Annotated in this window: 11 protein-coding genes; 9 read left to right on the top strand and 2 right to left on the bottom strand. The window is 34.6% G+C overall.

The genetic code is table 11. The features are described from left to right. Window positions 1-18: 18 nt before the first annotated feature. A complete protein-coding gene (locus tag GQ46_RS09695) occupies window positions 19-1,863 on the bottom strand; it encodes a sodium:proton antiporter (RefSeq protein ID WP_044401151.1) in 1,845 nt (614 codons plus the stop codon). A 157-nt stretch (window positions 1,864-2,020) separates the two neighbouring features. Here GQ46_RS09695 and GQ46_RS09700 point away from each other — a divergent pair, with 157 nt between their 5' ends. The 9 genes from GQ46_RS09700 to GQ46_RS09740 all read left to right on the top strand — a co-directional run bounded on the left by GQ46_RS09700 (window position 2,021) and on the right by GQ46_RS09740 (window position 14,185). Beyond that, entirely contained in the window at window positions 2,021-2,869 is an 849-nt protein-coding gene (locus tag GQ46_RS09700) for a universal stress protein (protein ID WP_044401152.1), read from the top strand. Further along, on the top strand, window positions 2,866-5,052 hold the full coding sequence (locus tag GQ46_RS09705; RefSeq protein ID WP_044401153.1) for a SulP family inorganic anion transporter: 2,187 nt from the start codon (window positions 2,866-2,868) through the stop codon (window positions 5,050-5,052). The genes GQ46_RS09700 and GQ46_RS09705 overlap by 4 nt, the downstream gene beginning before the upstream one ends. Window positions 5,053-5,103: 51 nt before the next feature. Next, window positions 5,104-5,967: an MBL fold metallo-hydrolase gene (locus GQ46_RS09710; protein ID WP_044401154.1), complete on the top strand. Its 864-nt coding sequence runs from the start codon at window positions 5,104-5,106 to the stop codon at window positions 5,965-5,967. Between the two features lie 20 nt (window positions 5,968-5,987). After that, a complete protein-coding gene (locus GQ46_RS09715; protein ID WP_044401155.1) occupies window positions 5,988-7,601 on the top strand; it encodes a S8 family peptidase in 1,614 nt (537 codons plus the stop codon). Between the two features lie 69 nt (window positions 7,602-7,670). Beyond that, the gene (locus tag GQ46_RS09720; RefSeq protein ID WP_044401156.1) at window positions 7,671-9,491 is read left to right on the top strand and encodes a M1 family metallopeptidase; all 1,821 of its coding nucleotides are present in this window, start codon (window positions 7,671-7,673) and stop codon (window positions 9,489-9,491) included. Between the two features lie 683 nt (window positions 9,492-10,174). After that, window positions 10,175-10,549 (top strand): ribonuclease P protein component, encoded by a 375-nt coding sequence (gene rnpA / locus GQ46_RS09725; RefSeq protein ID WP_044401157.1) that lies wholly within the window; start codon window positions 10,175-10,177, stop codon window positions 10,547-10,549. Beyond that, entirely contained in the window at window positions 10,546-12,189 is a 1,644-nt protein-coding gene (locus GQ46_RS09730) for a S41 family peptidase (RefSeq protein WP_044401158.1), read from the top strand. The genes rnpA and GQ46_RS09730 overlap by 4 nt, the downstream gene beginning before the upstream one ends. Window positions 12,190-12,243: 54 nt before the next feature. Next, complete coding sequence (locus tag GQ46_RS09735) at window positions 12,244-13,101, top strand: OmpA family protein (protein ID WP_044401159.1); 858 nt, start codon at window positions 12,244-12,246, stop codon at window positions 13,099-13,101. Between the two features lie 238 nt (window positions 13,102-13,339). Further along, window positions 13,340-14,185: an OmpA family protein gene (locus tag GQ46_RS09740; RefSeq protein WP_197077349.1), complete on the top strand. Its 846-nt coding sequence runs from the start codon at window positions 13,340-13,342 to the stop codon at window positions 14,183-14,185. 57 nt (window positions 14,186-14,242) lie between these two features. Here the strand turns inward: GQ46_RS09740 and GQ46_RS09745 are convergent, their stop codons facing one another. Continuing rightward, window positions 14,243-14,689, bottom strand: a complete 447-nt coding sequence (locus tag GQ46_RS09745; RefSeq protein WP_044401160.1) for a GNAT family N-acetyltransferase — start codon at window positions 14,687-14,689, stop codon at window positions 14,243-14,245. Window positions 14,690-14,737 lie beyond the last annotated feature (48 nt).

The following is a 14,737-nucleotide window of genomic DNA, read 5'->3' on the forward strand; positions in this document are numbered from 1 at the left end:
GAAACCGTTTGATTAACATTAAACGGTTTCAACTTTTTCTACATCTAATGGCTTACCCAAATAAACTAAGTGATACCCTTCTTTAATATCTTCAACCTGAGTATTGTAAGAAGAAATAATTAAAATCTCTCCTTCTGTATTTTTTAAAAATAAAGGTATAATATCCTTATCGGCATTTGTTGTTTTTATCAAATCATCATAGTGCGATTTATCTTTAAGTTCGATTTCCTGAATGCTTGGGTATTTTCGTGTCACATTCATTAAGGTTGTAAAATCATCGGTATGGGAAAACAGCCCTTCTTTCGGGTTGTTTTGTTCATCACGCATTTCATCTACACTAACCAATCTAAAGGAGCCATTTTCTCCAAATTGCTTACCAAATTTATTAATCGCATATTTATTAATATCGTTACTTCCTGTTAAAGCCATTAAATAACCAACATCATTTAATTCAATATTATCCATCAAAGTATCAGAATAAATATTCGTGGTAAGCGCTTCAAGACCTAGCTCTTTCGCTTTGGCGATATTACTTGGGTTACTATCAATTAAGACAACGTGTCTTCCGTTAGTTTCTAAATAATGTCCAATTAATCGCGAAACTTTAGAAGCACCTACAATTAGGATGCCATTAGATTTGGTTAAAAACACACCAACTAATTTAGCGAATAATCGTGCTGTAGTTGCATTTAGTAAAACTGTTCCCAGCACAATCATAAAGACCAAAGGGGTGATATACTCTGCGCCCGGCACACCTTCTCTTGCTAATTTTAACCCAAAAAGAGAAGCAATACCCGCTGCAACAATACCTCTTGGTCCCACCCAACTTATAAAGAGTTTTTCGTTGAGTTTTAAAGCGGAGCCATGCGTGCTTAAAAAGACACCCAAAGGCCTTATTAAAAAAACAATAACGGCAAATAAAACGACTGTTTTCCAATTGTAAATAAGATACAGCTCTTCCATATTAATATTGGCCGCCAACAATATAAAAAGAATAGAAATAAGGAGTACGCTTAATGATTCCTTAAAGTAAAGTAGGTCTTTTAAATATGGCGATTTCGAATTACCCAAAACCATACCCATTACAACAACAGCCAGTAATCCAGATTCATGTGCAAATGCGTCTGATAAAACAAAAACACCTAAAACAGATGCTAAAGTAAAGACATTCATTAAATAATGTGGTACTAATTTTCTGTTCAATATTATATTTAGTGCATGCGCAAAAGTAAAGCCAAAAGTAGCGCCAAATAATATGATTTTACTAAATTCAATCAAAGCTGTTTTCGTAAACTCTCCACCAGCATCGACACTTATAAACTCAAAAACTAAGACCGCAACTAATGCGCCGATGGGATCAATTAGAATCCCTTCCCATTTTAATACAGCAGACACATTTTTTGTTAATGGAATATTTCTTAAAATAGGCGTAATAACGGTTGGTCCTGTAACAATAATTAATGCTGAGAATAAAAATGAAATCTTCCAACTTAAGTTAAAGGTAAAATGAGCCGTAACCGCAGCTGCAAAAAAAGTAATCAGTGAGCCAACAGAAATTAATTTTGTAATTACTGGACCAAGATTTTTAATTTCTCCCATTCTTAGAGTCAAACCACCCTCAAAAAGAATAATACTAATCGCTAGCGACACAAAATAAAACAAACTTTCACCGGGGAATAAACCTTCCTCCCCGTTCCAGATTGGTTCTATCCACTTAGTACCATCTTCACTTAAAAATTCAGCAGCAATCGGGCCAACTAATAGTCCAATTAAAATTAACGGTAAAATGGCAGGGATTTTAAGTTTCCAAGCGACCCACTGTGCCAAGATTCCTAAAATGATAATGCCTCCTAACTCTAACATAAGTTTGTTTTTTTCGTGAAATTAACATTTATAATGGTAATCAAAAGTAATATTAAGCAAAAATTAGGATAAGATATCTTAAAAGCGCCTGTGTTTCAGCGTTTTTTAAAACTGAAAAAAATGTTATCTTTCAATTTTTTAGAAAAACAACAAAATAGTGTCTTTAAAACCATTTAAAAGTATAGGAATAGGTGTCGCTTTTTCACCAAATTTAAAACCGAATTTATATGAAGCTGCTAGACTGTCTTTATATCTAGATGCTAAATTGGTACTTATTCATGTTGGAGCGGAATCTGAAGACAAAATAAAGACACTAAAAATTATTTTAAATACGTTTAAAAAAGATAATCTTGACTATGAAGTTGTTTTCAAGACAGGGAATCCGGTTGATGTTATTTTAAGTGCTTCAATAGAAAAAAACATAGATCTATTAGTTATTGGTGCAGCAAAACGTGAAAAATTCCTAACCTATTATGTGGGGTCTATTGCTCGTAAAATAACAAGACAGGCAACCTGTTCATTGCTGCTATTAATCAATCCATCAGTAGACCGTATACCTTGCAAACACATTGTGGTTAACGGATTGAAAGACCCAAAAACCGAAAGAACCATAGCTACTGCTTTTTACATTGCTTCAAAACTAAAGTCTGAAAAGCTTACCATAGTTGAAGAAATTAATCAAAACGAAATCGCAGTAAAAGTTGAAGATGATAAATCTTTACGAAAAGCAACCATTTTAAAAGAACGTTTACGTAATCGTGAGCGTTCCAGAATCAATCATATTATAGAAGATATTCCAAAGGAATATACCGAAAATATAGCAATTAAATCGCAACCTATTTTTGGAACACAAGGCTATTCTATTGGTCATTACGCACAAATTAAGCGCGCCGATTTATTAATAATGAATGCCCCAACAAAAATGACCTTTTGGGACCGATTATTTCCACATGATATAGAGCATATCTTAACCGAGCTACCAACCGATGTTTTAATTATTCAATGAGTCCAAAAAAGAATAACATAAAAGCATTTTTTACAATGCTGCCTAGAAATATTTTTTCTGGTTTCGTTGTAAGTCTTATCGCTCTACCCCTAGGTTTAGGCTTAGCAATGGCTAGTGATGCGCCTCCAATTTCTGGAGTAATCGCAGCCGTAGTTGGAGGTGTGGTAGTCTCTATTTTAGGTGGAAGTCACGTTACTATCTCTGGACCAGGAAACGGATTGGTTGGTGTACTTTTAGTAGCCATCGCCACTTTAGGCTTAGAAAGTGCTTTCGCCGCCATCATTTGTTCTGGAATACTGCTTTTAATATTAGGCTTTTTACGTTTAGGAACCTTAGCCAATTTCTTTCCGTCAAGTGCCATACAAGGGATGTTAGCCGCCATTGGTCTTATCATTTTAGGGAAACAATTTCACATCATGTTAGCGCATAGAATAAAACGTGAGAATACCATAGATTATCTTTTCGAGATTCCCTTTACTATAAACGACGCCATCCATTACAACAAAACAGCACTAATTTATGCCGCATTAGCTGGTGTTATCAGTTTTCTAATTATGAGTTTTTACTCTAAAATTAGAAACAAGTATTTGCAGTTAATTCCTGCGCCAATGTGGATTGTTTTACTCTCTATTGGTTTTAGTTATTATTTTCAGTTTATAGTGCATGAAAACAACCCTATTGACAGAGCATATATGATTTCTGGAATCCCTGAATTTTCAGAAATTATATTACAAATACCAGCGGTAGACTTTAGTAAAGTCGGCACTTTACCCTTTTGGATAAGCGTTTTAGCGCTCACCTTGATAGCAAGTATCGAATCGCTTTTAAGTATAAAAGCCGTCGATAAATTAGATCCTGAAAAACGACGTAGTAATGTTAACAGAGATCTAAAAGCCCTTGGTTTAGCAACTGTTGGGAGTGGTTTTTTGGGGGGTTTAAACGTAGTAACGGTTATTGCCCGAAGTTCTGTAAATGTTAATAACGGGGGTAGCAATCGTTCTTCTAACTTTTTTCATGCGGCATTTTTAGTGATTTTCATCGTTCTATTTAGCACGCAATTAACGCGTATTCCATTACCAGCTTTAATGGCTATTTTGGTATATACGGGTTACAAACTCGCCTCCCCAGAGAACATAAAAAAGATTTTTAAAGTAGGTAGGGAACAACTCATTATCTTTTTTGTTACCCTTATTGTTACCCTTAAAATTGGTTTAATATCTGGTATTACATCGGGTGTTTTAGTCACTTTTATCATTCATGTTTTTATCAATAAAAGTGTTGCGCTTTTTGCTAGAAACCTATTAAAGCCAAATGTTTTAATGTTTCAGGAAGACGGCAATTATTATGTAAGTGTTAAACACTTTTGTAGTTTTTTAAACTTTTTTAAACTAAAAGAAAAATTAGATGCTGTTCCTGAAACGGAAGATCTTATTGTTGATTTTTCACTCTGTCCGTTTGTAGATCACACCGTTATGGAAAACCTGAATAATTATCAAGAATTATTTAGTAAACGCGGCGGTCATTTTGAAGTGTTAGGTCTCGATTTGCACGACACAGACTCTAAACACCCTTTTGCACTTAGGCGTTTATTACCGGTGCCAAATGTGATTAAAAAGAGCTTAACACGAAGACAAACCACTATTGAAGAGTTTGCAGAAGATTATGCTATAAATTACGACGCTATAAAAAAGAGAGAGACCCGTTTTCTGGATGATTTTTTATTTTTCAGAACTAAGAAAATAAATTATATCTACAATCAACTCACCAGTGAAAATGGAGCGCTAAACACCTTTGATATTGAGTTTTCTGAAGGCGAATTTATAGCCAAAGAAGAAATTCGCTCGACCATGCTTCATATTAAACTTAATAAAGATATTCCTGAGTTTACATTAGATCGTGAAGGCTTTTTAGAAAAAGTCTATGCTTTTGCCGGCTTTAAAGATATTCCTATTGAAAATCATAGCGATTTCTCAAGACGCTTCTATTTGTTAGGTGAAGACACTCAGGCGATTCAAACTTTTTTTACAGATGAAATCACCCACTTCTTTGAAAGCAATCCTTACTATCATGTAGAATCTAATGGGAACGATTTACTTATTTTTGGTCGCGAACGATTAGCTAGTATTAAAGAAATAAAAGCGCTTTATGATTTTGGGAAACGTTTAAAAGCTATTGTTTCTTAAGAAAAACATAATATTCATTAACTTTTCTTTCCTTTTTCATAATTTGCAAGAATGAATTTATATCCAATTAACGCAGGTAATTTTAAACTTGATGGTGGTGCTATGTTTGGCGTAGTCCCAAAATCGCTATGGTCACGCACAAATCCCGCAGATAGTAATAACATGATTGATATTGCGGCACGCTGCCTATTAATTGAAGAGGGTAATCGGTTAATTTTAATCGATACAGGAATGGGAGATAAGCAAAGCGATAAGTTTTATGGATATTACCACCTTTGGGGAGACGATACTATAGATAAATCCTTAGCAAAATACGGGTTTAACCGTGATGATATTACCGATGTTTTTATGACGCATTTACATTTTGATCATTGTGGCGGGAGCATTCAATATAACAAAGACAAAACGCTTTTAGAACCTGCTTTTAAAAACGCAGCCTTTTGGAGCAATGAGAAACACTGGGAATGGGCAACACAGCCTAACCGAAGAGAAGCAGCGTCTTTTTTAAAAGAAAATATTTTACCAATGGAAGAGAGCGGGCATTTAAAATTTACTGCGCTTCCTGAACAAGACCTTTTAAAAAATTCGGCATTAGGATTTGATATTTTTTTCGCTAATGGTCATACTGATAAACAAATGATACCTATGATTCGTTATCAGGACAAAACCATTTGTTTTATGGCCGATCTGTTACCAACGGTTGGACATTTACCAATCCCGTTTGTTATGGGCTATGATACGAGACCATTGTTGACTTTAGATGAAAAAGAAAAATTTCTCAATTTAGCTGCGGATAATAATTATTACTTATTTTTGGAACACGATGCACACAACGAACTCATTACGTTGCAACATACAGATAAGGGTGTGCGTTTAAACGAGTCTCACACTTGCAAAGACCTATTTAATTTATAAAACAACTAAACACTTAAACAATGAAATTCATTAATAGAACACTTTTACTCTCCCTATTTTCAGCAGCTATTTTATCAAGTTGTGGTGGTGGGGCTCCAATATTATCAACACCAATTGAAAATATTGACACAACACCTATCAAAGAACAAGCCTTAACCACTGCCGAAAAACAAAACTGGGGACACTTAGATTTGGTAAAAGATACGGTTCCTGGCATGAGTGTTGACAAGGCTTACAACGAAATTATAAAAGGTAAGAAGGGACAAACAATTATTGTTGCTGTTATCGATTCTGGAATTGATATTACTCATGAAGATCTGGATGGCGTACTTTGGACCAATAAAAAAGAAATCGCTGGTAATGGAAAAGATGATGACGGTAATGGTTATGTAGATGACATCCACGGTTGGAACTTTCTAGGTACTGGCTACGATGAGCAATTAGAATTTGTAAGATTAATAGCAAGTGGAGATACAAGTGCGCCAAGATACGCTGAAGCAAAAGCGAAATATGACGCCGATTACGCGCAGGCCTTAGCTGGAAAACAGCAGATGGATCAAATAAATTTAACTGTAGGTAACGCTCACAAAACATTAACAGCTCACTTTAAAAAAGAAGATTACACCGCAAAAGAAGTAGCCGCAATTACTAATCCTAACGATGAACTAAAGGCCGCTATTGATACAGCAAACAGCATGTACGAAAGAGGTGCGCCTTCTTTACCAGAAGTGCTTAAACAAGTAAAAGGTGGGGTTGAATATTATACAGATCAAGTTAACTATAATTTGAATAAAGACTTTAAAGGAAGAAAAACAGAAGATAATCCTAATGATTTTAACGATAAACCAGGGTATGGAAACGGAAACGTTTTACCGGTAAAAAAATCTGAAGCCCATGGTACGCACGTTGCTGGTATTATTGCGGCAGAACGCAATAATGGAAAAGGAGCAAATGGCGTTGCTAACAATGTTGAAATTATGAGTATTCGTGCTGTTCCAAATGGTGATGAGTATGATAAAGATGTAGCAAAAGCGATTCGCTATGCTGTTGATAATGGTGCAAAAGTAATTAATGGTAGTTTTGGAAAAAGTTTTTCTCCACATGCGGATTGGGTAAGAGATGCTATTAAGTACGCGAGTGATAAGGGTGTTATTTTTGTTCATGCTGCAGGAAATGATGGTAAAGATGTCGATAAAACACCAAATTTTCCAGATGATAATGTGAATGGTGTAGAGGTGAGTAACACTTATATTCGTGTTGGGGCTTTAGCGCCTAGCTATGGCACCAATATGGTTGCTGATTTTTCTAACTACGGAAAGAAAAACGTAGATGTTTTTGCGCCTGGTGCTCAAATATATTCTACTACACCAGAAAATGAGTATAGCACTTTTGGAGGGACATCTATGGCTTCACCTGCAGTTGCTGGTGTTGCTGCTTTAGTGTGGTCTCAATATCCTAAATTAACTGCTGCTCAGGTTAAGCAAATTATTTTAGATTCTGGTTTGGCGGTAACAACTAAGGTCGTTGTTGGTGGTGATCCTAACGATATACAAGCCTTTGGAAACTTGACAAAATCGGCTAAAATGGTAAATGCATACAATGCATTGGTTATGGCTGCGCAATTATCTAAATAATTAATAAACCGCTTAATCTATTACCCGCTTGGCTAACGATTAGGCGGTTTCTTTTTAAACTAAATTCAAATGAAAAAGATTTTTTTCTTCGGTGTTACTGTTTCACTTTTTTTATCCTCTTGTGGCTCCACCAAAAGTATTTCTAACAGTTCAACCACGTCTCAAGGTAGCCCGACAGCTGTAACAGCTGCTTCTGCTAAATCAACGTATTGGCAACAGCATGTTGACTATAAAATGGATATTGATATGGATGTGAATAACTACCAATATCAAGGCAAACAGGTATTAGTGTACACCAATAACTCTCCTGATGTTTTAGACAAAGTATTCTATCACTTATACTTTAATGCGTTTCAACCTGGTAGCGAAATGGATATTCGTTCTCAAACCATTGCTGATCCAGATGCTAGAGTTGGCAGTAGAATAGGACGTTTAAAACCAAACGAAATTGGCTACATCAATGTAACCGCTTTAAAGCAAAATGGGAAAGGTGTAAAATACGAAACCGTTGGTACTGTTTTAGAAGTACAATTAAACAAGGTTATCCAACCTGGTGAAAGTGTTACTTTCGACATGGCTTTTGATGCACAGGTACCAGCACAAATTCGTCGTTCGGGTAGAAATAACGAGGAGGGCGTTGCCCTATCAATGACACAATGGTATCCTAAATTAGCGGAGTACGATTTTGAAGGCTGGCATGCCGATCCCTATATTGGAAGAGAATTTCATGGGGTTTGGGGAGATTTTGACCTAAACTTAACAATTGACAAGGATTACGTTGTTGGCGGTACTGGGTATCTTCAAAAGGAAACTATAAGCGGCGACAAAAAAACCTTGCATATAACAGCACCTAACGTACATGATTTTACTTGGGCCGCAGATCCTGAATACATTCACGATACCATGCAAGTACCAAATGGGCCAATGCTTCATTTCTATTATAAAAAGACACTCCCTGCTGAAAACCTTCAGTTTTGGAAAGACCTACAGCCTAAAACGGTGGAAATGATGCAGTATTTCAGTGAAAATATTGGCAAATATCCTTACGAACAATACTCTGTTATTCAAGGGGGTGATGGCGGTATGGAGTATGCGATGTGTACTTTAATTACAGGAAAACGGAAGTTTGGTAGTCTTATGGGTGTAACCGCTCACGAATTAGCGCATACCTGGTTTCAGTTTTTATTAGCAACTAATGAAGGCAAGCACGAATGGATGGACGAGGGTTTTACTAGCTATATTAGTGATTATGCAATGGATTACATTACAAAAAAGAATGCCGATAATCCAGCAGAAGGTGGTTATAAAGGCTACTACTATTTAGTAAATTCTGGTAAAGAAAAACCACAAACCACACATGCCGATCGCTTTGAAACAAACATGGCTTATGGTATTGCGGCATATAACAAAGGAGAAGTCTTTTTGTCACAATTAGGGTATGTAATAGGTCAAGATAATTTAAAGAAAACCCTGAAGCAATATTTTAAGGATTGGGCATTTAAACATCCCACACCAAACGCTTTTATTCGTGTGGCAGAAAAAGTATCTGGATTAGAACTGGATTGGTACTTAATGGACTGGACGATGACTACAAACACTATAGACTACGGCGTAAAAAATATTGATGGTAATACCGTGACTTTAGAGCGTATTGGTTTAATGCCAATGCCTTTAGATATTACAGTAACCTATACAGATGGTTCAACCGAAAGTATTTATATACCGTTGCAGATGATGCGTGGTGAAAAGCCAACGACTGCGACTATTAAACCAGATTGGGCTTGGGCATACCCAAGCTATACTTTTGAAACTAAAAAGGCAGTAAAAAGTGTTGAAATTGACCCTAAAGGTTTAATGGCAGACGTGAATAAAGAAAACAATAAAATGTAACGCTTTACATTTGTTAACAGAAAAAACCTCATCGATTGATGAGGTTTTTTTATTTATATAATATCAGTAGCATACATTATTTTAGAAAAAAGAACTCAAAGGTATTAAGACTAAAAACAAATTGCAAACCGCCTACTCATTGAAAAAATAAATAATTTAATGCTTTGCTATGTGGGTTTTCAAACAACAAAACCCTGTTTTTATTATGAGATTCATACAACTGATTAAATTAGCGATAACTTTGTATATTTGCGTCTTATTTGCCGTGTAAGCCTAAGAGGTTTACTGAAAAAATTTATATCAAAGACTTATTATTGCTATTGATAAAAAAACAGAACCAATAGTGACCACTTTAGTTTAAATAATAATTGGGCCTTTTAAAAACGAATTGGTGTTACGAGAAAAACTATAGATAATATTATTAACGGGAGGCTTCAAAAAAAATGGTCTTCGAAAAAAAAATCGACTACAAAGTGTTTTCTGCTAATATTAATCGTGCTATTTATTTTTAAAACGTACTATTATATTAAGAAAAAACCTTTTAACGCTATGAAATTTTGCTGCGTTTCTCTCTAAACCAATGGTGGAAAATACAGCCGTTTACATGAATTACAAAATCAGCGACTAGAGCTTAAAGCCTCTGTAAATACCAAAAAAATAAAAATGACATTGGTTCGACTAACATGAAATTTACCTACAACAAAAACGAAAAACTTAAAAGCCAAAAAGCTATTGCGCATTTATTTCTTGAAGGCCAAAGTGTTTCGGCATACCCTTTGCGGTTAGTTTACCACATAAATGGAGATAAAACGAAGGTTGGTGTTTCTGTGAGCAAGCGTAATTTTAAAAGAGCTGTAGACCGTATAAGAATAAAACGTTTACTTCGAGAAGCCTACCGGCTCAATAAAAACCTGTTAATAGACAACAACAGTGCGCCTTACTCGTTTATGATTTTATATAATAGTAAAGAAATGCCCGATTTTGCGTTGGTTGATACTAAAATGAAAAGCATATTCCTTAAATTTAAAGACAAAACTTCCAAAAACCTGAAGTCATGAAAAATATACTCAAACGAAAAGTACTCATTCCAATAGTTGCTCTGGTTATTTTATTAACGGGTTCTGCTTTTCAAAAATACAATAACGATTTCTTCGAAATTGCGAAGCAAATAGAAATATTTACTACGCTTTTTAAAGAATTGAATATGAATTATGTAGATGAAACAAATCCTGCAGATTTAATGGATACTGCCATTAAAAACATGTTGAATGAGTTAGATCCTTACACAACATTCTATAATGAGCAAGATGTTGAAGCGGCTAGAATAAAACAAACAGGAGATTATACTGGAGTTGGTGCAAGTATTAAAACATTAAAAGACAAATTATTAGTTATTGAGCCTTATAAGGGCTATCCAGCAGACAAAGCGGGCTTAAAAGCGGGTGATGAAATCATTAATGTAGATGGCCACAGTGTTGAAGGCTACGAAGGGGATGCAGGAAACCTGCTTAAAGGCACTCCAAACTCAACTGTTGTATTAGTTTATGTAAGACAAGGTAAAACTTATAAAGCTGAAGTAAAACGTTCTGAAATTGCGATAGATGCTGTTCCTCATTTTTCTATGGTTAATGCTACTACAGGTTATATCGTTTTAAAGAAATTTAATGAAAAGGCCTCACAACAAACCGAATATGCACTTAGAGATTTAAAAGCACAAGGCGCAAAATCTATTATTTTAGACTTACGTAGTAACCCTGGTGGCCTATTGCGCGAAGCAGTGAGTATTGTGAATTTATTTGTGCCAAAAGGACAATTAGTTGTCACTACAAAGTCTAAGGTTAAAAAATACAATCGTACGTATTATACAAAAAGCGATCCTATAGACACTGAAATTCCTGTGGTGGTTTTAATAAATGGGCAAAGCGCATCAGCTAGTGAAATTGTTTCAGGAACGCTTCAGGATTTAGATCGCGCTGTAATTGTTGGCGCAAGGAGTTTTGGAAAAGGTTTAGTACAGCGCCCTAAAGAATTAACTTATGGTACGCAGTTAAAAGTAACCATTTCTCGCTACTATACACCTTCTGGTCGTTGTATTCAAGCTTTAGATTATTGGAATAAAGATGAAAAAGGAAATGCGGTTAGAGTTAAACAAAAAGATTATAACGTTTTTAAAACCAAAAAAGGAAGAAAGGTTTATGATGGCGGTGGTGTGTTTCCTGACGAAGCTTTAGACTATTCTAAAAACTCTGCTATTACCAAAGCGATTTTAAGTAATCAAAGTATCTTTGATTACGCTACTAAGTACTATTACAATCATGAAATTGATGATATTAATGAATTTAAATTATCTGATTCAGATTTCCGAAGTTTTAAAAGCTTTTTGAAATCATCTCATTTTTCTTTTGAAACAGACACTGAAATGGCTCTTTACAAAGCCTTTGAGGTTGCAAAATCTGAAAACCTAGATAATGATATTCGACGCGACTTTAATTCGTTGCTTCAGAATTTAAGTGATTCTAAATTAAAAGCGGTAGATGATAATAAATCGCAATTAATGAGCTTATTAAGCGACGAGATCATTAAGCGCTATGTTTACAGAGAGGGCTTATATGATTATTATAAAGTGCATAATGCTGAAATAAAAAAAGCGACTGAAATTTTAGAGGACCCTTCAAAATACAACAGTTATTTAAAGTAAACAAAAAGATATAAAGCAGTTAAAATTGATATATGACTTAGATTTTAACTTTATATGAAACAACTTATAGTAGCGTACCTATTCCTGGTTTCTTCCTTTGCCTTTTCGCAAAAAGAAGTCACTCACGATGTCTATTTTGGCACCGATAAGTATGTTGTGCCTTTAACTGAAGAAAACCGCTTACTCCTCTTTATTTCTTCATTAGACACCATTACCATAGAAAAAGTTTCTATCTATGGGTTTACAGACGATAGCGGAAGCAGTAAATATAATTTAGAGCTTTCACAAAATCGAGCTAATACTATTAAAGACCTGCTTTCGGGATATGGTATTGATCCAAATTTAATTACTAATGTCAATGGAAAAGGAGAAATACTACTTAAAATTTTAAACAAAGATGAAGTACATCAAATTCGTGGTCTCAACCGCAAGGTAGAAGTTATTGTCTCGCCTAAAAAACCGATTTTAAAAGCCTCAGAAGGCACTAAAACAGAAGCGGCACCTATTGAAAAAACAATAGAGGATATCAAAAACGGAACACTTGTAAAAGGAGATAAAATACGTTTAGATAAGATTTATTTTAAAACCAGTTATAGTTATGTTACTTCAGAATCTAAGAAAACTTTAGAATCACTTGCCAAGGTTTTAGTTGAAAAGAAGAAGATCTACTTCACTATTCAGGGTCATGTATGTTGTACACAAAACAGCCGTGATGCAGTAGATAAAAAAACAAAAAAAAGAAACTTATCTGTTGCTAGAGCAAAATACATTTATGATTATTTAGCTAAAAAAGGCGTCGATAAAAAACGTATGAAGTACATTGGTTTACGACGTAAATTTCCACTTGGTGGCGAAGCTAAATATGATAGGCGCGTTGAAATTTTAGTGACCTATGTCGGTAAAGCAAATTAAAACAGCCCTTTAAAATACTCAAAAAGCGATCTGAATTTGATCGCTTTTTTTTGTCTCATTTTTAAACTATCCATGAAACGCACACAAAACCAGCTGATTAGCACTCCTTTTTATCGGAAAAAGAATGCTTTTCAACAGAACTTATGCATTTAAACCAAATAAATATGAAATTGGTCTAAAATTTTTCGGAAGAAGCTAATCTAGTTCTATGTTTGGTATAACCTATAAATCTATTAAAATGAAAAGTTTAACCTACATACTCGCTGTTATCTTCACATTAAATTTTGCGTTTGCAGTAGATTACTCAAATAACGAGACGTTAAAGAGAGAGACTACTGTTGTTAGTCATGATGTTTTTTTTGATACCGATGTGGCTGAAGTGTCTAACGAGGAATTTTCAAAATTAGTAACTTTTATTAAAGCTACAGAAACAATAGATATTGAAAGAATAACTATTGTTGGGTATTGTGACGATAGAGGAAGTACTACATATAACAAAGCATTATCCAATAAAAGAGCAAAAACGATTAGAGATATTATAGCAAACTACAGAAACGGTTTAGATAAGCCAGAAGTTGTAACTGTTAATGGCAAAGGAGAAGTAGCTTTATCGACTTCAGAATCGGCATTATTTAATGAGTTAAGAAGTTTAAATAGGAGAGTAACTATTATTGTGGCTCCAAAAAAATTCATAGCTGGTTCTTTTTATGGTGAAGATTTAAGAAAAGGTGATGTTATCAACTTGAAAAACTTAAACTTTAAAAAAGGCTTACGTTACTTAACTCCAGAATCTACAGAATCATTAAAAGAATTGGCAGATTACTTGGTTAGACGTACAGATATTTTTTTCACAATCAACGGTCACGTTTGTTGTACAATCAACGGAAAAGATTCGAGAGATAGAGAAACAGGTAACGTTAACTTAAGCGTTGTAAGAGCAAAATTTGTTCGCGATTATCTTGTAAAAGCTGGTGTAGATGCAAATCGAGTAAAATATCAAGGTTTGGCAGGACAATATAACTTAGGTGAAGGTGATAGTAAGGACAGAAGAGTAGAGTTAGAAGTAAGATATATTTCTAAGTAATTTATTTTTAGTAGGGTTTATTACTTATACAGCCAGCGCATTGCGCTGGCTTTTTTTTTATGGTTTATAAAGCATCCCAACGTGTGGTATCCCATCTTCTAAATAGGCTTCTCCTATTTCTTCGAAGCCTAACGTGTTATAAAAATGTTTTAAATAACACTGTGCAGATATTTTAATTTCCGAAACCTTAAATTGTTTTTTTATAGCTTCAATAGACGCTTCCATAATAACGTAACCGTATTTATGTGCTCTTTCTTTTTTAGCCACGACTACCCTACCAATACTAGCTTCTTCAAAATAATCACCAGGTTTAAATAGTCTCGTGTAGGCAACAATTTTATCGTTTTTAAAACCAATAACATGTAATGCTTTCTCGTCCTTTCCATCCAGGTCTTGATAAACACAATCTTGCTCTACAACAAAGACTTCACTGCGTAATTTAAGTAAAGCGTAAAGTTCTTGAATGTTTAACTGTTGAAAGGTTTTAGTGGTAATTTCTAACATATGCTTGTTTTTACTTCGTTCATGTGTTTTTTCATAGAAAACAGATCA

This window comes from Lacinutrix sp. Hel_I_90 (genome assembly GCF_000934685.1).
GTDB lineage: Bacteria > Bacteroidota > Bacteroidia > Flavobacteriales > Flavobacteriaceae > Lacinutrix.